Source organism: Serratia sp. TSA_7 (assembly GCF_052692135.1).
Genome location: NZ_JBQZFU010000001.1, coordinates 635,380 through 657,081, shown reverse-complemented (window position 1 = coordinate 657,081; position 21,702 = coordinate 635,380). Strand labels below are relative to the sequence as shown.

Below are 21,702 nucleotides of genomic sequence, written 5' to 3'. Positions count from 1 at the left end.
ACGTTCACCTAAAACGTAGATACCCCACCCCTTCTCATCAAGGCAAACTCACAAAATGAAACACAACCAATAAGATTTATTGATAATTTACACAAAAATCCATGAGCACTCCGGCTTACAGGCTAGAGAACCTCCGCTCACCAACAATCCGCTAACTGTTAAGTCATTGTGATGCTATGGTTTGTTTTTCACTGCTCGTCAATGTCGGTAAGCGCTAAGGCTCACCGATAAAATCTATCATCAGAGGGACTGCTATGATGTCTAAAGGTATTTCAAAGGGATTCTTTATTCTGATCCTTTTCATCGTAACCGCCGCTTTTCTGGACGTATTGGGTCCCTACTATTCGTCGGTGCTATGGGCCATCATATTGGCCGTGATTTTCCACCCGTTGAAAAACAAGCTTAAACAATATCTTGGCGACCGCAACGGCCTGGTCTCATTGTTAACATTGCTGGTGATCTGCCTGATTGTGTTCACCCCGTTGGCGATCATCGCATCGTCGCTGGCGCTTGAATTCAACGTTCTCTACGAAAAACTGCAGAACAACAATACCCAGTTGCCTGCGATGCTGGCCGAAGTGATGCAGCATTTACCCGGCTGGGCACGGCATTTTCTGGCGGAGCATAACCTCGACAGCGCCGCGGAAATACAAAAGCAGCTTTCCGACGTGGCGCTCAAGGGCGGGCAATTCCTGGCGGGCAGCGTGTTCTTGATCGGCAAAGGCACATTCAACTTTGCCGTCGGCTTTGGCATCATGCTCTATCTGCTGTTCTTCCTGCTGAAAGACGGCCCCTATCTGGTGACCCTGGCGCTTGAAGCGCTGCCGCTGTCCGAGCATGTCAAACACCACCTGTTCGTGAAGTTCGCCGCCGTGTCCCGCGCTACGGTGAAAGGCACCGTGGTGGTGGCGATTGTGCAAGGCGCCCTCGGCGGCCTGGCATTTTACATCACCGGCATCGATGGCAGTTTGCTGTGGGGCGCGCTGATGGCCTTCCTCTCCATCATCCCCGCCGTCGGTTCCGCCATTATCTGGGTGCCGGCAGCCATCTATTTCTTCGCCACCGGCATGCTGTGGCAAGGGGCATTCCTGGTCGGGTTCTTCGTGGTGATTATCGGGCTGGTTGACAACATTCTGCGCCCGCTGCTGGTCGGCAAAGACACCAAGATGCCGGATTACCTCATCCTGATATCCACCTTGGGCGGCATGGAGATTTACGGCATCAATGGTTTCGTTATCGGCCCGTTGATCGCCGCGTTGTTCATCGCTTGCTGGAATATCCTTTCCGGCCGCGACAGCGAGGAGACCACCGATGAGATTGATGAGGCCTTTATCGAAGAAGGCAAGAATCACCCTGATGCCGGTTAAGCGGCGTTGAAGCAGAGATTGTGCTAATTCCGGGGGCCTGCACAGGCCCCCGACGTTGACCATCGCGTTACGCCGCCCCCCTTATGCTATCCTTGAGCCTGCTTTGTAACACTCACAGGGAAGACCGTGTTGAGCCATGCTTATCTTATATGCCACATTAGCCATAATCTTTACTCTGCTGTTTCTGCTGTCTTTCATCTATTGCGCCTACCAAATGTCGAAAGACGGTGACGTCAAATTCAAGGCATCCTTCGCGGTGCTCATCTTGTCGTTGCTGGCCTTTTACTGCGCCTATGGTTACGTCAGTACCTACCTGAAACAGCAGGAAGTGGACATAAAACTTTATTAGCCGGCAGTCAGCATCAGAGTAGAAACGCCGTTTAGGGGATAGGGTTAACATCATCGCGCAGCAGCCCCGGAAAGCGGCTGAGAGCGGCTTGATTGTTAATGCAAAAGGGGGGATATTTTCATCCTTATCTCTCGAAAAGGATGTCCCATGAGCGCCGCCTGGATCAAAGCGTGGTTTACCTTCGCCACCGTTTACACCTGCATTGCCCTCAGCAAAGAAATAAGTGAACAATTCTTCGCCTGTGCCCAGTGGCCCAAATTTGTCGGCGCTATCATCATGGTCGCCATTGCTTGGGCTGCACGCGCCAAACTGAAAGAAATGAAATAAGGTCCTTGATCATAAAGAATGGGAGCCCAGAGGCTCCCGTTTTTATTCAAATTGACCCGGCCTAACGAGCGTTGACACGTTTCCCCTCTCATTCAGGTGCTCAGGGACGGAATTCCAATACAGGATTTTTCAAGGCATTATAAACGGCTGGTGAAGGCGGTTTGGGAAAACGGGCCTTTGTGGCCGCCTTTATTGCGGCACGACAAAGATCAGGGTCACCTTCTTCGGCTCGCACATTTATAAGCATGCCATCCGGCGCCAGCATAATTCTTAAAGCGCATCGTTTACCGGCATATGAGCCTACGTCTTGAAAATGGCTTTGAATAGCGGATCGTATCTGCATAGCATACTGGTTGACCTCCGCCCCAGGTTGAGGCGCTGTTTTGCCTTCGAAGGCGGCAAACATCTCATCGACACCTTCATCAGACGGCACAGGTTTAATCGCAGAACTCGTCTTCGCACACCCCGTCACCAACAACGCGGCGATAACAAGCGATAATGCCGGCGCGCAAATCCCAAACCGCAAATGAACTCTCTTCATGATTCCCTTCTTTAATAGAATATCCACAGGAAAGAATAATAAACCAACACGGGCAAATTTAAGCAGGTTTAGGTCAATATCTTGCAAACTCACATTAAGAAAGCGCATCCCCCATTGCTGAATGGCGACTAGATTATGTTCACCATTACACCTGGCATAAAAAAACGGGATCCCTAAGGCTCCCGTTCTTATTCTAACGCTTAAACACAATTACATGTGTTTAACGATAGCGTCGCCAAACTCTGAACATTTCAGCAGCTTAGCGCCTTCCATCAGGCGTTCGAAGTCATAGGTCACGGTCTTGGCAGCGATTGCGCCTTCCATGCCTTTAACGATCAGGTCAGCCGCTTCGAACCAGCCCATGTGACGTAACAGCATATACCATATAAAGATTAACCCACTGAATTACATTAATAAATAACACATTTTTAGATTTTGTTATATCAAGTAAATCGTGCCTAACGCACCTTTATTCATGGTGGTTTCAGTTGAGTTTTGCTGAACGAACAGCCCCGGCATCGAAGCAACCACCCAACACATTCAGATGACCAGTCATCATTAATTTCATTCGACCAAGGCCGCCGTATCTCTCAGCACGCCTTGACCTTAGATAGAAGGTAGGGAAAGACACTGTTCATTTTATGGTCTTTCTTGATCTTGCTCCAAATGGTATGATATCACTCTAAATTTTAAGGATATTTCCTATGGATTTTGATGGTTTGCATAAGGCATTCAAAAATGCCATAACAAAATCATTAAGTTTCAATTGGTTGAAGGGAGTCATTGGTGCTAAACAATACTAAACTACAAGCTGTTAAGTATGTCTTCGTAGGTCTGGCGAACACGGCTTTGACGGCTACGGTGATCTTTAGCCTGATGCAGTTCGGCGTTGGCGTATACCCTTCCAATGCCTCTGGTTACGTCGCGGGTATTATTTTTAGTTTCATTATGAATGTAAAGTTCACGTTCTCAACTTCGTTGAGTTTAATGAGATTAATAAAATTCATATCAGTTTGCGCTATTTGTTACATTTTCAACCTAATGGCAATGAAGGTATTTTTAATATTCATGCCTGAAAATATTTATACTGCGCAATTTATAGGCATGTTTTTTTACACAGCAATTGGCTTTGCTTTTAATAAATACTGGACAATGAAATGAACGAGATTAATATGGACATTAGGATATCCAAGATACCATCACTAGCAATTGTAGTACCGTGTTACAATGAAGATGACGCATTTCCCTATTGCCTAGATGGACTAACTACAGTGTTATCCTCTCTCATTTCAAAAGGAAAGATTAGCGATAATAGTTATATTCTTTTTGTAGATGATGGAAGTAAAGACGATACTTGGGGGAAAATTAAATCTGCTTCACTAAAAAGCCACTTCGTTCGCGGTCTGAAACTATCAAGAAACCGAGGCCACCAGACAGCCCTGATGGCTGGTTTATCAAATGCGGATACAGACGTAACTGTAAGTATTGATGCAGACCTGCAAGATGATATAAGTTGCATTGAGAAAATGATCGACAAATACAGTGAAGGGTTTGAAATTGTTTATGGAGTACGTGATAACAGAGACAGTGATTCAGCCTTCAAAAGAACAACAGCAAATAAATTCTATTCATTAATGAGCTGGCTAGGTGTTAATCAGGTTCCCAATCATGCGGATTTCAGGCTTTTGGGGCGCACCGCGCTTACGGCCTTAAATAACTTTAAAGAGCAAAATGTTTATTTGAGAGGGCTTATCCCCTTACTTGGCTATAAGTCCACTAATGTTTATTACAGTAGGGACGAAAGGGTCGCGGGTGAATCGAAGTACCCTTTAAAAAAGATGGTCGCACTAGCGCTGGAAGGAATAACATCGCTTACGATTACCCCATTGCGTATGATCGCTATGGCTGGAATTGTTACATGTTTAATATCTTCAATTGCAGCCGTCTATGCAGTCATTGAGAAATTACAGGGGGACACTGTTGCAGGATGGACTTCTGTCATGATTGCCATTTTCTTCCTTGGTGGTGTCCAGATGCTTTCCCTGGGTATTATTGGTGAGTACATTGGTAAAATTTATATGGAAAGTAAAAACAGGCCAAAATTCTTTATCGAAGAGAAAATAGGTAGTAAAAATGAAATATAAAAAGATTCCATCTTTTATTTTATTGTCAATGATTTTGTTGGCGATAATTATCCAGACCAGCGTATTTATAGCTCATGAACAAAATATTTACTATTGGGACTTCAACGGATATTGGAGAATGTGGGAAGAGTTTTGCGTCACATTCCCTAATGAGCCTATCAACTCAATACGGACGGTATTTCATTCTGTCAGACATGATGACTATAACTCACTGCCTGTCGCACTCACATCATGGCTCTATATTTTCGATTTACCATCTCGGCTGTCTTATATAATTTCATTGGCTGTCATGTATCTTTTCCCCACAGTAATACTCTTCCACTTACTGTGTAAACGTTTTTCTGACAACCGTGCCATCGGGTGGTTGTTACTCACTTGCATCTTACCTTTAACCTTTGTAGCTTTTTGGGCGCCTACCATGAAAGGGTACCCTGATATATCAGGGTTAATTCCCATAATTGCAGCACTCTTATATGTTTCAAACAATGATCTCGGTGATAAGGTTAGAATCAAAAAAGCTCTTGTGACCGGGTTACTTTTGTGGTCTCCATTCTTATTGAGAAGATGGTACGCATATACGGTTGTATCATTATATTTATCACTGCCTGTGTTTAATTATTTCATTTACAATAATGCAAAGCATAGCTTTGGACGTGTGATAATCACTATAAAGAGTTTTTTCGCGGCAGGGACCTTCTCCGTATTACTCACTTTGATATTTCAAGGGGCATTGATTAGAAGAATAATCGAGACTGACTACTCTACCATATATTCTGCTTATCAGTCTTCTTTGGCTTATTCAATTGAGACTCTTTACAACAACATAGGCTTGTATCTATTACCCTTCATTATAATTGGATTACTGTCTATTTTTGTGGGGAAGGACAGAAATGGTAAGCTCCTTGTCATATTTTCCGCCTTCAACTTAATCTTCAGCTTCTTTTTATTTACGAGAACGCAAAGTCCCGGAGTACAGCATTGCCTTCCATTTGCACTTTGGGCCTTAATAATCGCCGCCTTTGGGTTAAAAATATTATTGCAGCTCACAAATAACAAGGCTTATCAATGCTCAGTGTTCGGCATTGTCACTGTTTCATGCGTGTTCATTAATTACGCATCCCTCTTCAGTGCAAATCAATATCAACCATTTGGTAAATTCTTACCCATCAAGTCTCTGCCTATGCATGTTGATAATTTCAATAACTATGTTGAGCTCGTCAAAAATATTGAAACGCTCACGCAAGGAAAAGATAAAGTCACGATACTTAGCTCAAGCTCTGTACTTAATGACGATATGATAAACACTCTATCCCACCGAAAATTAACTGGAAAAATAGCTTACGCCTCTCAGGTTGATCTCAGAGATGGTATTAATGTCGAATCTTTACTTTCAAAATATTTCGTTGTTGCAGATCCGGTACAAACACACCTGTCGCCGGATGGACAAAGAGTGATCACCATACCAGCAAATGAAATTCTTTCAGGTGACGGAATTGGTTCCGCTTTTAGGAAAAAAGGTACTGGGTTTAAACTATCAGATGGAGTAACCGCATACATTTATGAACGAATTCGTCCTTATACAGATAAAGAGATTAAAAACTTTTTCTCACTTTTCTTCGAGCATTACCCTCACTGGAAAGAAAATTATGGGCAAGGACTTTATTATTCATTTCTTTCGGCAAATGTAGTTGATGGTGATATTTGGGGTAAATTTACGATCTCCGACGACGGTAATATAGATGCTCATCCAGGAGAAAACACCCCAACCACAGCAAAATGGATACTAACTGGAATTAACACGCTAGTTTTTGACTCTTACAACACGACTTGCAATAATGCTGATGGTGTTGACATAAAAATCAGCAACAACAAAGGTGAAACCAGTAGTATATATATTAAAAACGGCAACACTGTGAGCATTGGTGTTGAAAAATATTTAGGTGCAGAGTCCACCATTGCAATTTACAAGCACGAAAACTTTGCGTGTGATTCTATCAAAATAACCGCAAAATAAACATAACGCCCTCGAAATAAGGGGGCTTCATGTCAGTTCACGACAGTTATATTTTATGGTTCACTTGGCCAGTAAAAATTTGGTGCAACTGACACATCGATCCTACTTAATGCTATTCGATATTTTTTCCATTCTATAATGGATTCTTTTTCCGCCCCCGTCACTTCGCCAAAATCAATTGCATCCTGAAGCGTCTGTATTCTAGCAGTTGCCGCTGCCATCTTAGATGAAAGAATCGCTCTCGCCCCCTCTTGTGTTAACGGCACTGAGCGTGGATGCTCCTGTACAACTTTGGAGTTAATATATTGCGAGTCTTGACCAATTGATTAAAAAACACTCGCGGTTAGTTCTATCAAACTTTGATCGAGGTAATTATCTGCATCCTCCTGAGTAAAAGCAATCATCATGCCATCAACGTAGCTACTTTTATCCGTAGTGATAAAAAAACGAATCTCATAAGGTTCCTGTTCAGAACTATTTTGTCATAAACATTTTCGTTTTTCATTTCATCACCAAATAGCCAAAACGTTAACATTAACAGGTGAGCTGTTAGCATTATATAGATTAGCGCCACTATTAGATGCACCATTAAACCACACATTTGGAGCACCATTAAAAGTCGATAAAAATATAGGTGCGACGCCAAACCCTGTTAGCGTCACGCCACCGCCGTTCGAATACATGAAGAATGCAATGCTGCTAGCACTCGTTACAGCCCAGCGGGAGGGTGATATCAGCAAAATGCAGTTTACTGACGTCTGGGATGGACACTTACACGTTGAGCAGATTAAGACCGGGGCTAAGGTCGCAATACCACTTTCCCTTCGCTGTGATGACATTGGCATGACTCTGGAGCAGGTAATCGCACAGTGTCGAGATCATATAGTCAGCCCTTATCTCGTCCACTACACGCACAATACGGCAATGGCCAGGCGTGGTGGTATAGTTAAAGCCAACACGATCAGTACCAGCTTTAAAAAATTCGGGAGCTATCGGGGTTGTCATGGGACAAAGAATCGCCCCCTACTTTTCATGAAATTCGGTCGCTTTCGGAACGCGTATACAGAGAGCAAAAAGTTAATACCAAGGATTTATTAGGACATAAAAGCCAGCGTCAAACTGACCGCTACAATGATGCTCGAGGTAAAAAATGGAAAGTTGTAGGCATATGAAATTAGGTCAATTTTTAAGCGGTTTTGCAGGAGTTTTGCAGAAGAATTTTTTTGAGGAGGGAAAAACTACGGAGGCCGAAGCCCCCGTTGACATTTTCAGCAATGCTGAAAATTACATGTGTTTAACGATAGCGTCGCCAAACTCTGAACATTTCAGCAGCTTAGCGCCTTCCATCAGGCGTTCGAAGTCATAGGTCACGGTCTTGGCAGCGATTGCGCCTTCCATGCCCTTAACGATCAGGTCAGCCGCTTCGAACCAGCCCATGTGACGCAGCATCATTTCTGCGGACAGGATGATGGAACCTGGGTTCACTTTGTCCTGGCCGGCATACTTAGGTGCGGTGCCGTGGGTCGCTTCGAACAGCGCGCAATCGGAACCGATGTTGGCGCCAGGTGCGATACCGATACCGCCAACCTGTGCGGCCAGGGCGTCGGAGATGTAGTCACCGTTCAGGTTCATACAGGCGATCACGTCGTATTCCGCCGGGCGCAGCAGGATTTGCTGCAGGAAGGCGTCGGCGATCACGTCTTTAACCACGATCTCTTTACCGGTGTTCGGGTTCTTGATTTTCAGCCACGGGCCGCCGTCGATCAGTTCGCCGCCGAACTCTTCGCGCGCCAGTTCGTAGCCCCAATCCTTGAAGGCACCTTCGGTGAACTTCATGATGTTGCCTTTGTGAACCAGGGTCACAGAGTCACGGTCGTTGGTGATGGCGTATTCAATCGCCGCACGCACCAGACGTTTGGTCCCTTCTTCGGAACATGGCTTGACGCCGATACCGCATTGTTCCGGGAAGCGGATTTTCTTCACGCCCATTTCGTCGCGCAGGAACTTGATCACTTTGTCCGCTTCGGCAGAACCGGCTTTCCATTCGATACCCGCATAGATGTCTTCGGCGTTTTCGCGGAAGATCACCATGTCGGTCAGCTCTGGCTGTTTAACCGGGCTAGGGGTGCCCTGGTAGTAACGCACCGGACGCAGACACACGTACAGGTCCAGTTGCTGGCGCAGAGCCACGTTCAGGGAGCGAATACCGCCACCGACCGGGGTAGTCAGCGGGCCTTTGATGGCAACGCGGTAGTCACGGATCAGATCCAGGGTTTCTTCCGGCAGCCACACGTCTTTCCCGTAAACGTGAGTGGATTTTTCACCGGTGTAGATTTCCATCCAGGAGATTTTACGTTCGCCGTGGTAGGCCTTTTTCACAGCCGCATCAACCACGTGAATCATAGCAGGGGTAACGTCAACGCCAATGCCGTCGCCTTCGATGAACGGGATGATCGGGTTATTCGGAACAACCAGTTTACCCTGGGCATCGACCGTAATCTGTTTACCTTCTGCCGGAACAACTACTTTGCTTTCCATCAACCTCTCCTTCAAGCGCAATTTTTGTTAATGCTTTGTAAGATGCGTGTAGATACTACTCGAATATTCAGTCCGCGCCAATCCGAAACGGATTCGGTTATAATGCGCCTATCATCCGTAATCTCAACTGTTATGAAAAAATTCCCTGTTAAAAATCACAACGTTAAACGATTCAGCAAGCCGAACGCCGCCAAACCCGCTGTAGCGCAGGGGCCGCGCCGCGTGGTGTTATTCAATAAACCCTTCGATGTGCTCCCCCAATTTACCGATGAAGCCGGCCGCGCCACGCTGAAAGAATACATTCCTTTTCCCGATGTATACGCCGCCGGGCGACTGGATCGCGACAGCGAAGGGTTATTGGTGCTGACCAATGACGGCAAGCTGCAAGCGCAGCTTACCCAGCCGGGCAAACGCACCGGCAAAGTGTATTACGCCCAAGTGGAAGGCGCGCCGCAAGAAGCCGATCTGGCGCCGCTGCGCAGCGGCGTTACGCTCAAAGATGGCCCCACTCTGCCGGCCGGCGTGGAGTTGGTGAGCGAGCCGGAATGGCTGTGGCCGCGCAACCCACCGATCCGCGAACGCAAGGCGATCCCCACCGCCTGGCTGAAAATCACCCTGTTCGAGGGCCGAAATCGCCAGGTGCGTCGCATGACGGCGCATATCGGGTTCCCTACCCTGCGCCTGATTCGCTACAGTATGGGCGAGCTTTCCCTGGGTGCATTACAACCTGGCGAATGGAAAACCCTTGATTCGCTGTAGCCGGCCAACAAAGCGGCCGAGTGAAAAACCAAGGGTATGCCAGCACTTCAACCAGCCGCTGTAAGGGGCCGTTATGTTTAAACCGCACGTCACCGTTGCCTGCGTGGTTCACGCCGCCGGGAAATTTCTGATCGTCGAAGAAACCATCAACAACAAAGCGTTATGGAATCAGCCGGCCGGCCACCTGGAAGCCGATGAAACACTGGTGCAAGCCGCCGAACGCGAACTGTGGGAAGAAACCGGCATCCGCGCCACGCCGCAGTCGTTCCTCAAGCTGCACCAGTGGATCGCCCCGGACAACACGCCGTTTTTGCGCTTTTGTTTTGTCATTGAGCTGGAGCACCCCCTGCCCACCGAGCCGCAAGACAGCGATATCGATCGCTGCCTGTGGCTGAGCGCCGAAGAGATTTTGCAGGCGCCCAACCTGCGTTCCGGGCTGGTTGCGGAAAGCCTCCGTTGTTACCAGCAGCCGGAGCGCTATCCGCTCTCCTTGGTCGGCAGCTATGATTGGCCGTTCTGAGATGAATAAGTGCCGTGCGCCGGCGCGGCCAACGTGGTAAAATCCTGCGCTTGTTTTTTATCGCACGGTTCGTGTTCAAGTTCGTGAGACTCCCATGTCAGACAACAGCCAGAAAAAAGTAATCGTCGGTATGTCCGGCGGCGTCGACTCTTCCGTTACTGCCTATCTGTTACAGCAACAGGGCTATCAGGTCGCTGGGCTGTTTATGAAGAACTGGGAAGAGGACGATGACGAAGAATATTGTTCCGCAGCGACCGATTTGGCCGATGCGCAAGCGGTATGCGACAAACTCGGTATCGAGCTACATACGGTAAACTTCGCGGCAGAGTACTGGGACAACGTTTTTGAGCTGTTCCTTGAAGAGTACAAGGCCGGTCGCACGCCGAACCCGGACATCCTGTGCAATAAAGAAATCAAATTCAAAGCCTTCCTGGAATTCGCCGCAGAAGATCTGGGGGCTGACTTTATCGCCACCGGGCACTACGTGCGCCGCCAGGACGTGGACGGCAAAAGCCGCCTGCTGCGCGGCGTCGACGGCAACAAAGACCAGAGCTACTTCCTGTATACCCTGAGCCACGAGCAGGTCGCGCAAAGCCTGTTCCCGGTCGGTGAACTGGAAAAACCTGAGGTGCGCCGCATCGCCGAGCAGTTGGAACTGGTTACCGCCAAGAAAAAAGACTCTACCGGCATCTGCTTTATCGGCGAGCGCAAATTCCGTGATTTCCTCGGTCGCTACCTGCCGGCGCAGCCAGGCCCTATCGTCAACGTCGATGGCCAGACCGTCGGTGAGCACCAGGGGCTGATGTATCACACCCTCGGCCAGCGCAAAGGGCTGGGCATCGGCGGCATGAAAGACAGCAGTGAAGATCCGTGGTACGTGGTAGACAAAGACGTCGCCAACAACGTGCTGGTGGTCGCTCAGGGGCATGATCATCCGCGCCTGATGTCTACCGGCCTGATCGCGCAACAATTGCATTGGGTCGATCGCCTGCCGCTGAGCGGGCCATTGCGCTGTACGGTGAAAACCCGTTATCGCCAGCAGGATATCCCGTGCACCGTTACGCCACTGGATGACCAGCGTATCGAAGTGCGTTTCGACGAGCCGGTCGCCGCCGTCACCCCAGGCCAGTCAGCCGTGTTTTATCAGGACGAAATCTGCCTCGGTGGCGGCATTATCGAACAGCGTTTACAGGAGTAACCGTGGCGAAGAATTATTATGACATTACGCTGGCGATGGCTGGAATCAGCCAGTCAGCGCGTCTGGTCCAGCAACTGGCCCACGAGGGGATATGCGATAAAGAAGCCTTGCATGTCTCGTTGAGCAGCCTGCTGCAAATGGACCCGCCTTCCACGCTGGCAGTGTTCGGCGGCGAAGAGCGCAACCTGAAAATGGGCCTCGAGACGCTGATGGGCGTGCTCAATGCCAATAACAAGGGGCCGGGCGCCGAACTGACCCGCTACACCATCAGCCTGATGGTGCTGGAGCGCAAGCTCAACGCCAACAAGCAGGCGATGAACCAGCTTGGCGAACGCCTCGGCCAGCTGGAGCGCCAGTTGGCGCATTATGATTTGGAATCAGACACCATTATCAGCGCGCTGGCCGGCATTTATGTCGACGTGGTCAGCCCGCTCGGACCGCGCATCCAGGTGATAGGTTCGCCGGCAATCCTGCAGAACACGCAGGTGCAGGCCAAGGTTCGCGCCACACTGCTGGCCGGCATCCGTGCCGCCGTGCTGTGGCAACAGGTTGGCGGCAGCCGCCTGCAATTAATGTTTTCTCGTAATCGTCTGTTCAAACAGGCGCAAAATATCGTTGCTCATTGTTAATCGATCCCAGGAGTTGCTACCGATGGAATTATCCTCACTGACCGCCGTTTCACCCGTTGATGGACGCTACGGTGATAAAGTCAGCGCACTGCGCACCATTTTCAGCGAATACGGTCTGCTGAAATTCCGCGTGCAGGTTGAAGTACGTTGGCTGCAAAAACTGGCCGCCTGCGCAGAAATCAAGGAAGTTCCCGCTTTTGACGCCGACGCAAACGCTTTCCTCGACAAAATCGTCGCAGAATTCAGCGAAGAAGACGCGCAGCGCATCAAGACTATCGAACGCACTACCAACCACGACGTGAAAGCGGTTGAGTATTTCCTGAAGGAAAAAGTGGAAGCTGTCCCTGCCCTGCAGGCGGTCTCCGAGTTTATCCACTTTGCCTGTACCTCAGAAGATATCAACAACCTGTCCCACGCGCTGATGCTGCAAACCGCACGTCAGGACGTGGTGCTGCCGTACTGGCGCAAAATCATCGATTCGATCAAGGGCCTGGCGCTGGAATATCGCGATATTCCTTTGCTGTCCCGCACCCACGGCCAGCCGGCGACCCCGTCGACCGTAGGTAAAGAATTCGCCAACGTGGCCTACCGGATGGAACGCCAGTTCCGTCAGCTGGAACGCGTTGAGATCATGGGTAAAATCAACGGTGCGGTCGGCAACTACAACGCCCACATCGTCGCTTACCCGGAAGTGGACTGGCACCAGTTCAGCGAAACCTTCGTCACCTCGCTGGGCATCACCTGGAATCCGTACACCACTCAGATCGAGCCGCACGACTACATTGCCGAACTGTTCGACTGCGTGGCGCGCTTCAACACCATCCTGATCGACTTCGACCGCGATATCTGGGGTTACATCGCCCTGAATCACTTCAAGCAGAAGACCATCGCCGGTGAAATCGGTTCTTCCACCATGCCGCACAAGGTCAACCCGATCGACTTCGAAAACTCCGAAGGCAACCTGGGCTTGTCCAACGCGGTGCTGAGCCATCTGGCCAGCAAACTGCCGGTTTCCCGCTGGCAGCGCGACCTGACCGACTCCACCGTGCTGCGTAATCTGGGCGTGGGCCTGGGCTATGCGCTGATCGCCTATCAGGCGACCATGAAAGGCATCAGCAAGCTGGAAGTGAACCAGGCGCACCTGCTGGACGAGCTTGATCACAACTGGGAAGTGCTGGCCGAGCCGATCCAGACCGTAATGCGCCGTTACGGCATCGAAAAGCCGTACGAGAAGCTGAAAGAGCTGACCCGTGGCAAGCGCGTGGATGCCGCCGGCATGCAGGCGTTCATCGACGGTCTGGCGCTGCCGGAAGAAGAGAAAACCCGCCTGAAAGCCATGACCCCGGCTAACTACATTGGCCGCGCCGCCACTATGGTTGACGAGCTGAAATAATCGGTCTGGTCAGAAAGCAAAAAGGCGGCCAAATGGCCGCCTTTCGTATTTTAGAGCCTCAGCGCATAAATGCCTGCAGGCGCTGTTTCTGCTGCCCCTGCGCGTTGAAGTTGCCTGGGCTTAACCACTGCTCGAAGGCAGCTTTAATGGCCGGCCAGCGATCCGAGGTGATGGCGAACCAGTCGGTATCGCGGCTGCGGCCCTTGGTGATCACCGCATACCTGAACCGGCCCTCGTAATTGAAGCCGAACCTTGCCGCCGCCTGTCTGGACGGCGCGTTGTGACTGTCGCACTTCCATTCACAACGGCGATAACCCAAATCATCGAACAGGTGCCGCAGCATAAGATAGATGGCCTCCGTTGCGCTGGAGCGTTGCTTCATCGCCGGCGACCAACTGACGTGGCCAATCTCCAGCACGCCGTTGCCTTCATCGATGCGCATATAAGCTACGGTGCCGACCGGTGCGTGGCTTGCGCTATCGAACACCGTCAGGTTCACCAACGCGGGGTTGGCCTGAAGCTGGGTCAGGTGTTGCAACATCGCCGCCGGGCTGTCCGGCCGTTCGGCGGGTAAATAGGTCCAGTCCCGGCCATCCGGGGCCAATTGGAATGCGCTGAACAGGGCCGCGTGATCCCGCTGCGGATCAAGCGACTTCATGAAACAAAATCGCCCGTCAAGCGGCTCTCCGGCAGGCCGTTGCGGTGCCCGCCAATCGGTTAATGGCTCGCCTACCGGCTGCCCGAATTGATTGAACGCCATAAGCCCCTCGCAGCCTGTAATTAACGGGTATAGATGATAAACGAGCTTCTTCTGCCTATTTTGTCGTACAGCGAACGCGCCGGGGCGTTGTATTCCTGCGTCATCCAGTAAACCCGGTCGCTGCCCCTTTCATTGGCAAGCTGATAAGCCTGCTCAAATAACTTCTCGGACACCTTCTTGCCGCGCGCCACCGGGGAAACATAGAGATCTTCAATGTAGCAATAGCCGGCGGAGCTCCAGGTTGAAGGGTGGAAAATCAGGTTCATCAACCCCAGAAGATTGCCATTTGCGTCTTCCGCCACCAGCCCATAAACCTGCTGATCCGAGCATAAGCGTTCAAACGTGTGCTCGGTAACCTGTGCGGCTATTTCCGCACGATAAAAATGAAGATATCCCTGCCACAGATCCAACCACTGCGATTTATCGCCGTTTTGTATTTTGCGTACCACAACGCCATTGTTTACTGGGTGCATAGTGCCTCTCTGGTTTTAAGATATTATTTCCACAGGAGAAATAACCTAATGCCAACAGGGTACACCGGCGATCGCAGGCTGAATACAGACCAATTCACAACAGTGAGCAGACCAATTTTGACGGCATAAACACCATTAATCGGCCTGCGGTAGCGCGCTGAAAATGGCGGATAGTTTTTTGATGAATTTTACGATTTCATCCGGCGTGTAGGCCGAGAAGCCAAATACCAGCGCCCCTTCCCGAGGCTGGCCGGTGTAAAAATCCGCCAGCCCATAGACCTTCATTCCCTGCGCGGCGGCGGCCTGAATCAAACGCCGCTCGGTAGCCGCATCCGCCAGCGAGCATACCAATTGCAACCCACCCTGCGGCAGCGGCGGCCGGGTCCAGGCAGCAAGATACTGATGGACCGCCGCATGCAAAATATCGAGCCTGGCCTTATACAGCTTGCGCATATTCCTTAAGTGCTCGGCATAAAAATCGCCATTTAAAAAGCGGAACAGGGTCATTTGCGGCAACGCGGAGGTATAACCATCCTGGAATTGCTTGGCAGCCACCATAGGCTTGATTAACTGTGGCGGAACGATGATAAAACCGATGCGCAGCCCCGGGAACAGGGTTTTGCTGAAGGTGCCGATATACAACGTGCGTTGGTATTTATCCAACCCCTGCAGCGAAGCCCTGGTCAACCCGTCATAATTGAATTCGGAATCGTAATCATCTTCAATAATCCAGGCCTTGTGCCGCTGCGCCCATTCCAGCAATTTTAATCTTCTGTCGATGCTGAGCGAATGCCCCAGCGGATAATGATGAGATGGCGTGACATACACGCCACGCCCACGATGGCGCGCATCAATTAATGCGTCAATATCCATTCCGTCATGATCGACCGTGACAGGCTGGGCGATGATCCCCGCAGACTGCACCAGCTTTTTCGCCCCCTGATAACCCGGCTCTTCGACAAAGACCCTGTCGCCAGGATTGAACAACACCTGGGTACACAGCGACAGCGCCTGTTGGGAGCTGGTCACCACGATCACCTGCTCCACACTGGCCTTAACGCCCCTTTCGCGCCGCAGATACTCAATGATTTCTCCCCTCAGCTCCACCACGCCCTGGGGATCGGCATAGCCCAACAGACGTTCGCCGTACTGCCGAACCGCCAGCCTTTCCAGTTGCAACCAGCTATCTATCGGGAACAGCCGCAGGTCAGGCAGTGACGGCGTGAGCGAACTGGCGCGGCTGGTATGCGGCGCATGGGCGGCCACCAGCAACGAGCGACCATGCGCGCTCAGTTCCCGCTCCGTCAGCAGTGCGCTTTCGGCGTCATCCGCCGCCAACAACTCGCGGCCAATCAGGGTGCTTCGCTGATAACTGACAAAGCTGCCGCGCCCCACCGCGCGGGCAATGTAGCCTTCGGCTTCCAGTTGGGCGTAGGTCACCTCGACGGTATCGCGAGAAACGCCCAACCGTGCAGCCAGCACCCGGCTGGGCGGAAGTTTCGCCAGATATGGCAGATCCCCCGCCGTCACCTGCTGTTTGATGGCCAGATGCAGCGCCGCTTTGCGCGTCATGCCCTGTTGCAAATGCCGGGCAAAGCTTGCCTGTAGGGCATCCGGGGAAGTGGGTGGGCTGCTGTGTTTCATGGTGCTCCGGTCAGAGGGAGGGCCGTTTACGCCCTACTTTACCTTATTTCAGTCCCTTCGCGGTCATGCCAGGGCATTGACCTGAACCCGCCAGATTGCGAATACGGCGTTTTTAAACGACTTTTTTCTTCCCCAATCCTTTCCCCCGCACTGCCCCTCCTTCAGCTCGGTATCTCATGCATTGACGTACGCAAAACGCCCGTTGGTTCCGGGCTTTAGCCCAATCCTTCAACACCCGACGGTTTAAGTTTGGTTTAACTTTGCTCCGCCATTGTTTATCCGGCGTTTATTAGCCGTTGCCGATAATGACGGCGAACATAAAATCGATAGCGCTTATTTCCCGCCAACGCTCTGCATCTCTTGCGGTAACAGCGGGTTCTACCTACCATAGCGTCAAGATTAACGATCAGATGGGTAAGTAGCCGCGCTATCCCTCACGCGCTGAAGAGCGTGTTACTTTTATAGCGGGGTGACAGGATGTTCACCCGCATAGTCACAGGAGTCCGCCATGCGAGTATTGGTTGTTGAAGATAACGGTTTGCTGCGCCACCACCTTTCCGTGCAGATGCGTGAAATGGGTCATCAGGTGGATGCTGCAGAAGATGCCAAGGAAGCCGACTATTTCCTGCAAGAACATGCGCCGGACATCGCAATTGTCGATCTGGGCCTGCCGGGCGAAGATGGCCTGAGCCTGATCCGCCGCTGGCGCGCTCACCAGATGAAGCTGCCCATTTTGGTGCTGACCGCGCGCGAAAGCTGGCAGGACAAAGTGGCGGTGCTGGAAGCCGGCGCCGACGACTATGTCACCAAGCCGTTTCACCTGGAAGAAGTGATTGCCCGCATGCAGGCGTTGATGCGCCGCAACAGCGGCCTGGCTTCCCAGGTGATCGTCTTGCCGCCGTTCCAGATCGACCTGTCGCGCCGCGAGCTGAGCGTCGGGGAACAGCAAATCAAACTGACCGCGTTTGAATACACCATCATCGAAACCTTGATCCGCAACGCCGGCAAAGTAGTCAGTAAAGATTCTCTGATGCTGCAACTCTATCCGGATGCGGAACTGCGCGAGAGCCACACCATCGACGTGCTGATGGGCCGCCTGCGCAAAAAACTGCAGGCTGAATATCCACAGGAAGTGATCACCACGGTTCGTGGCCAGGGCTATCGTTTTGATGCGAAGTGAACATGATGTTCAACAAAAATAAAAAACCGTTTTCACTCCGTGCACGCTTTTTGATGGCGACCGCCGGGGTGATCCTGGCGCTGTCGCTGTCCTACGGCATGGTCGCGGTAGTCGGTTATATCGTCAGCTTCGACAAGACCGCCTTCCGCCTGCTGCGGGGTGAAAGCAACCTGTTCTTCAGCCTGGCGCAATGGAAAGACAACAAGCTCACTATCGCCATTCCACCCGACCTCGATCTCAACTTCCCTACCCTGGTGTTTATTTACGACGACAAGGGCAATCTGCTGTGGAGCCAGCGCCAGTTGCCGGAGCTGGAAAAGCGCATCAACAAAGAGTGGCTGGAAAAATCCGACTTCTACGAAATCGATACCGATACCCGCATCAGTAGCGAAGTGCTGGGCAACAACCCCAAAGCCCAGGATCAGCTGAAAAACTATGACGACAACGACCAAAACGCACTGACCCACTCAGTGGCGGTCAACACCTACGCGGCAACCTCGCGGCTGCCCGCGCTGACCATAGTGGTGGTCGACACCATTCCGCAGGAACTGCAGCGTTCGGACGTGGTCTGGGAATGGTTCAGCTATGTGCTGCTGGCCAACCTGCTGCTGGTGGTACCGCTGTTGTGGTTGGCGGCTTACTGGAGCCTGCGACCGATCAAGGCGCTGGTGAATCAGGTGGGCGAGCTGGAGAACGGTGAACGCGAGCAGCTCGACGAAAATCCCCCCAGCGAACTGCGCGGGCTGGTGCGCAATCTGAATATTTTGCTGCGCAATGAGCGCCAGCGTTACACCAAATACCGCACCACGCTGTCCGACCTGACCCACAGCCTGAAAACGCCGCTGGCGGTGCTGCAAACCACGCTGCGTTCGCTGCGCACCGGCAAGCAGACCACCATCGAAGAGGTCGAACCGATCATGCTGGACCAAATCAGCCGCATCTCGCAGCAGATTGGTTACTACCTGCATCGCGCCAGCATCAGTTCGGGGCAAACGGTACTGACCCGTGAGATCCACTCCGTGCCCGCGCTGTTGGACAGCCTCACCGTGGCGCTCAACAAGGTGTATCAGCGTAAAGGCGTGGTGATCACGCTGGATATTTCGCCGGAAGTGACCTTTATGGGCGAAAAGAACGACTTTATGGAAGTGATGGGCAACGTGTTGGAAAACGCCTGCAAATACTGCCTGGAGTTCGTTGAAATCACCTCACTCCACTCCGATAAAAACCTCACCATCGTGATCGACGACGACGGGCCGGGCATTCCGGAAAGCAAACGCGAGTTGATCTTCCAACGTGGTCAGCGCGTAGACACCCTGCGCCCCGGCCAGGGGTTGGGGTTATCCGTTGCGGCGGAGATTATCGAGCAGTATGACGGCACCATCACCATCAGCGACAGCCCGCTTGGTGGTGCGCGCATGCAGGTCACCTTCGCCCGTCAACACGATTCCCATCATCACGAATAAATTCTGTCGTTCCGGCCCCGATCCACGGGGCCAAACTTCCGTTATAATCGCACTCAGGCTCACTCCTTTCTGCTGGAATAGAACATGGATTATCAATTAGATCTCGACTGGAACGACTTTTTGCAACGTTACTGGCAAAAGCGTCCGGTAATTCTGAAGCGCGGCTTCAAAAACTTTATCGATCCAATCTCCCCGGATGAGCTGGCCGGGCTGGCGATGGAAAACGAAGTGGATAGCCGTCTGGTCAGCCACCAGGACGGCCGCTGGCAGGTTGCGCACGGTCCCTTCGAGAGCTTTGACCACCTGAGCGAGAACAACTGGTCGCTGCTGGTACAGGCGGTGGACCACTGGCATGAGCCTTCCAGCGCGCTGATGCGCCCTTTCCGCCAACTGCCGGACTGGCGAATGGACGACCTGATGATTTCGTTCTCGGTCCCGGGCGGCGGCGTTGGCCCGCACCTCGATCAGTACGACGTCTTTATCATTCAGGGCACCGGCCGTCGCCGCTGGCGCGTAGGCGAGAAGGTGCCGATGAAGCAGCACTGCCCGCATCCGGATCTGCTGCAGGTTGAGCCTTTCGACGCCATTATCGACGAAGAAATGGAGCCGGGCGACATTCTGTATATCCCGCCGGGCTTCCCGCATGAAGGCTACGCGCTGGAAAATGCGCTGAATTACTCGGTGGGCTTCCGCGCACCGAACGGCCGCGAGTTGATCAGCGGCTTTGCCGATTACGTGCTGGCGCGCGAGCTGGGCAGCCAACGTTACAGCGATCCGGACATTCAGTTGCGCGACCAACCGGCGCAGATCTTGCCGCAGGAAGTCGACGCCCTGCGCCAGATGATGTTGGATCTGGTTCAGCAACCGGAACATTTCCAGCACTGGTTCGGTGAGTTCATTTCTCAGACTCGCCACGAGCTGGACGCAGCGCCGCCGGAACCGCCGTATCAGGCCGGAGAAATCTACGAGCTGCTGCAACAGGGTGAACCCTTGCAACGTCTGGGCGGCCTGCGCGTGCTGCGCGTTGGCGACCGGTGCTTTGTGAATGGCGAGCTGATTGATACCGAACATCTGCAAGCCGCCGACGCGCTGTGCCAGCATTTCAGCGTTAACGCCGCCATGTTGGGCGAAGCCATCGACGATCCGTCGTTCCTGGCCACCCTCACCGCGCTGATCAACAGCGGTTACTGGTACTTCAACGACTAAACCCGATAACTGTCGGATAGAGCCACCCGCTTCGGCAGGTGGCTTTTTTTTTCATCATGCCCCCGGTACCGAACTGCGCCAAGGGAAAACATTCAATAATTATCAAAACATTAATAGAGTAAGGCCTATGCCGACGCTTGCCTGAACTCGAGCGAATAAAAAAGAGAGGAACGGCATTTCCTACGACTCAACCCTCGTTCCTTTCTTGGCTTCGTCCAGTATCCATTGAGCAAACGCTTGTATCGGCTCACTGCTTAATCCGATCGACTCAGGGAGAACGAGACAGAAGGTTTTGGCGATTGTTTTCCCCTCAGGCCACGGCGCGACCAGCCTTCCGCATGCAAGTTCGGTATCAACGTAAAGGCGCGGCACCAACGCAACACCGAGACCGGCCAATGCCGCTTCGATCAACATGGCATGAAGATCGTAGCGTGCCCCCATCGCAGGATGAGTCAGAGGGATCCCCGTCTCCTGAGAGTAGCGTTGCCAGGCCTCAGGGTTCTGCCGGCGGTGCAGGCGCGGCAGGTTATCCAGTACGCTTGTCCCTTCGCCTCCCGTCAGTATGTCAGGATGACAAACCGGCACCAGCACCTCATCCAACAGGGGGTAAGTCCGCATTCCCGTCCAGGCCGGGTGCTCGAAATGGATTGCAGCATCGAACCCGCTCCCGGTCAGGACAAAGGGTTCCATGCATTCGGAGAGATGCACAGTGATGTTCGGATGCTTCTGCCGAAAGTGTGACAAGCGAGGAATGAGCCATCGCATCGCGAAAGTCGGGATGATAGCAATGTCCAGGCTTGCGCCATCGCTCGGCTGTCCTGTCAGGTACTGGCTGTCCCGATCCAGACGGTCAAGCAACTCACGGATTTGGGTCGCATAGCGTGCCCCGTTCGGCAGGAGCCGGACGCGATTGCCGATTCGCTCGAACAGCGTGACGCCAAGGAAGGCTTCCAGGCGACCAATCTGACGGCTGATAGCACCTTCGGTTAGAGACAGTTCGTTCGCCGCGCGCGCGAAGCTGCCATGACGAGCAGCAGCCTCGAATGCCATCAATGAAGTGTTGCTAGGGATCTTCCGGCGCATAAGCGTTCCTGATTGGGGCCCCGGCGGCTGGCCCATCTTGATTTTTTGTCACTGAAGCATACCGAAAAATCGATTTGTTCGCTGCCTTTAGCGCTCTACCATGACTTAACGTCA

General features: G+C 52.0%; 22 protein-coding genes and 1 pseudogene. 15 read left to right on the top strand and 8 right to left on the bottom strand.

The genetic code is table 11. The features are described 5' to 3' along the window. Positions 1 to 254: 254 nt before the first annotated feature. The 3 genes from ACUTQW_RS03220 to ACUTQW_RS03210 all read left to right on the top strand — a co-directional run bounded on the left by ACUTQW_RS03220 (position 255) and on the right by ACUTQW_RS03210 (position 2,043). A complete protein-coding gene (locus ACUTQW_RS03220; RefSeq protein ID WP_004943322.1) occupies positions 255 to 1,367 on the top strand; it encodes an AI-2E family transporter in 1,113 nt (370 codons plus the stop codon). Positions 1,368 to 1,503: 136 nt separating this feature from the next. Further along, positions 1,504 to 1,716, top strand: coding sequence for a hypothetical protein (locus ACUTQW_RS03215; RefSeq protein WP_013812545.1), 213 nt, complete (start codon positions 1,504 to 1,506; stop codon positions 1,714 to 1,716). Between the two features lie 147 nt (positions 1,717 to 1,863). Next, positions 1,864 to 2,043: a hypothetical protein gene (locus ACUTQW_RS03210; protein WP_013812544.1), complete on the top strand. Its 180-nt coding sequence runs from the start codon at positions 1,864 to 1,866 to the stop codon at positions 2,041 to 2,043. Between the two features lie 100 nt (positions 2,044 to 2,143). Here the strand turns inward: ACUTQW_RS03210 and tolA are convergent, their stop codons facing one another. Then, positions 2,144 to 2,692, bottom strand: coding sequence for a cell envelope integrity protein TolA (tolA, locus tag ACUTQW_RS03205; protein WP_081274816.1), 549 nt, complete (start codon positions 2,690 to 2,692; stop codon positions 2,144 to 2,146). Between the two features lie 102 nt (positions 2,693 to 2,794). Next, on the bottom strand, positions 2,795 to 2,977 hold the full coding sequence (locus ACUTQW_RS03200; protein ID WP_257784250.1) for an isocitrate/isopropylmalate family dehydrogenase: 183 nt from the start codon (positions 2,975 to 2,977) through the stop codon (positions 2,795 to 2,797). Positions 2,978 to 3,370: 393 nt separating this feature from the next. On the opposite strand from ACUTQW_RS03200, the gene ACUTQW_RS03195 reads away from it, so the two are divergent. The 3 genes from ACUTQW_RS03195 to ACUTQW_RS03185 are packed head-to-tail and all read left to right on the top strand — an operon-like array spanning position 3,371 to position 6,742. After that, a complete protein-coding gene (locus ACUTQW_RS03195) occupies positions 3,371 to 3,745 on the top strand; it encodes a GtrA family protein (RefSeq protein ID WP_390900723.1) in 375 nt (124 codons plus the stop codon). Continuing rightward, complete coding sequence (locus ACUTQW_RS03190; protein WP_020438874.1) at positions 3,742 to 4,728, top strand: glycosyltransferase family 2 protein; 987 nt, start codon at positions 3,742 to 3,744, stop codon at positions 4,726 to 4,728. Before ACUTQW_RS03195 ends, ACUTQW_RS03190 begins: the two co-directional genes overlap by 4 nt. Further along, positions 4,718 to 6,742 carry a hypothetical protein gene (locus ACUTQW_RS03185; RefSeq protein ID WP_037432712.1) on the top strand — a complete coding sequence of 675 codons (2,025 nt, stop codon included), beginning with the start codon at positions 4,718 to 4,720 and terminating at the stop codon, positions 6,740 to 6,742. Before ACUTQW_RS03190 ends, ACUTQW_RS03185 begins: the two co-directional genes overlap by 11 nt. 53 nt (positions 6,743 to 6,795) lie before the next feature. Here the strand turns inward: ACUTQW_RS03185 and ACUTQW_RS03180 are convergent, their stop codons facing one another. Beyond that, complete coding sequence (locus ACUTQW_RS03180; protein WP_071825601.1) at positions 6,796 to 7,008, bottom strand: tail fiber assembly protein; 213 nt, start codon at positions 7,006 to 7,008, stop codon at positions 6,796 to 6,798. A 409-nt stretch (positions 7,009 to 7,417) separates the two neighbouring features. Here ACUTQW_RS03180 and ACUTQW_RS03175 point away from each other — a divergent pair. Next, positions 7,418 to 7,914: pseudogene (locus ACUTQW_RS03175) on the top strand (tyrosine-type recombinase/integrase); the annotation flags it as partial. Between the two features lie 112 nt (positions 7,915 to 8,026). On the opposite strand, the gene icd reads toward ACUTQW_RS03175, so the two are convergent. Then, entirely contained in the window at positions 8,027 to 9,280 is a 1,254-nt protein-coding gene (icd, locus tag ACUTQW_RS03170) for an NADP-dependent isocitrate dehydrogenase (RefSeq protein ID WP_004943319.1), read from the bottom strand. A 132-nt stretch (positions 9,281 to 9,412) separates the two neighbouring features. Between icd and rluE the strand changes: the two genes are divergently transcribed. From rluE to purB, 5 genes are all read left to right on the top strand, one after another. Further along, positions 9,413 to 10,039 (top strand): 23S rRNA pseudouridine(2457) synthase RluE, encoded by a 627-nt coding sequence (gene rluE / locus ACUTQW_RS03165; protein WP_006324832.1) that lies wholly within the window; start codon positions 9,413 to 9,415, stop codon positions 10,037 to 10,039. Between the two features lie 73 nt (positions 10,040 to 10,112). Then, positions 10,113 to 10,559, top strand: coding sequence for an NUDIX hydrolase (locus ACUTQW_RS03160; RefSeq protein ID WP_006324831.1), 447 nt, complete (start codon positions 10,113 to 10,115; stop codon positions 10,557 to 10,559). Between the two features lie 94 nt (positions 10,560 to 10,653). After that, a complete protein-coding gene (gene mnmA, locus ACUTQW_RS03155) occupies positions 10,654 to 11,757 on the top strand; it encodes a tRNA 2-thiouridine(34) synthase MnmA (protein WP_004943312.1) in 1,104 nt (367 codons plus the stop codon). Between the two features lie 2 nt (positions 11,758 to 11,759). Beyond that, entirely contained in the window at positions 11,760 to 12,386 is a 627-nt protein-coding gene (gene hflD, locus ACUTQW_RS03150; protein WP_004943308.1) for a high frequency lysogenization protein HflD, read from the top strand. Positions 12,387 to 12,408: 22 nt separating this feature from the next. Further along, entirely contained in the window at positions 12,409 to 13,779 is a 1,371-nt protein-coding gene (purB, locus tag ACUTQW_RS03145) for an adenylosuccinate lyase (RefSeq protein WP_004943305.1), read from the top strand. 58 nt (positions 13,780 to 13,837) lie between these two features. Here purB and ACUTQW_RS03140 read toward each other — a convergent pair whose 3' ends face one another. From ACUTQW_RS03140 to pdxR, 3 genes are all read right to left on the bottom strand, one after another. Continuing rightward, positions 13,838 to 14,539: a GNAT family N-acetyltransferase gene (locus ACUTQW_RS03140; RefSeq protein WP_006324830.1), complete on the bottom strand. Its 702-nt coding sequence runs from the start codon at positions 14,537 to 14,539 to the stop codon at positions 13,838 to 13,840. 20 nt (positions 14,540 to 14,559) lie between these two features. After that, positions 14,560 to 15,012, bottom strand: a complete 453-nt coding sequence (locus ACUTQW_RS03135; protein ID WP_006324829.1) for a GNAT family N-acetyltransferase — start codon at positions 15,010 to 15,012, stop codon at positions 14,560 to 14,562. A gap of 135 nt (positions 15,013 to 15,147) precedes the next feature. Beyond that, complete coding sequence (gene pdxR, locus ACUTQW_RS03130) at positions 15,148 to 16,656, bottom strand: MocR-like pyridoxine biosynthesis transcription factor PdxR (protein WP_064798781.1); 1,509 nt, start codon at positions 16,654 to 16,656, stop codon at positions 15,148 to 15,150. A gap of 508 nt (positions 16,657 to 17,164) precedes the next feature. Here pdxR and phoP point away from each other — a divergent pair. The 3 genes from phoP (at position 17,165) to ACUTQW_RS03115 (ending at position 20,505) form a co-directional block, all read left to right on the top strand. Then, entirely contained in the window at positions 17,165 to 17,836 is a 672-nt protein-coding gene (gene phoP, locus ACUTQW_RS03125; protein ID WP_004943295.1) for a two-component system response regulator PhoP, read from the top strand. Between the two features lie 5 nt (positions 17,837 to 17,841). Next, positions 17,842 to 19,299, top strand: a complete 1,458-nt coding sequence (gene phoQ, locus ACUTQW_RS03120) for a two-component system sensor histidine kinase PhoQ (protein ID WP_006324826.1) — start codon at positions 17,842 to 17,844, stop codon at positions 19,297 to 19,299. 84 nt (positions 19,300 to 19,383) lie between these two features. Then, positions 19,384 to 20,505, top strand: a complete 1,122-nt coding sequence (locus tag ACUTQW_RS03115) for a ribosomal protein uL16 3-hydroxylase (protein WP_013812528.1) — start codon at positions 19,384 to 19,386, stop codon at positions 20,503 to 20,505. 180 nt (positions 20,506 to 20,685) lie between these two features. Here the strand turns inward: ACUTQW_RS03115 and ACUTQW_RS03110 are convergent, their stop codons facing one another. Then, a complete protein-coding gene (locus tag ACUTQW_RS03110) occupies positions 20,686 to 21,588 on the bottom strand; it encodes a LysR substrate-binding domain-containing protein (protein ID WP_020438870.1) in 903 nt (300 codons plus the stop codon). Between the last annotated feature and the right edge of the window lie 114 nt (positions 21,589 to 21,702).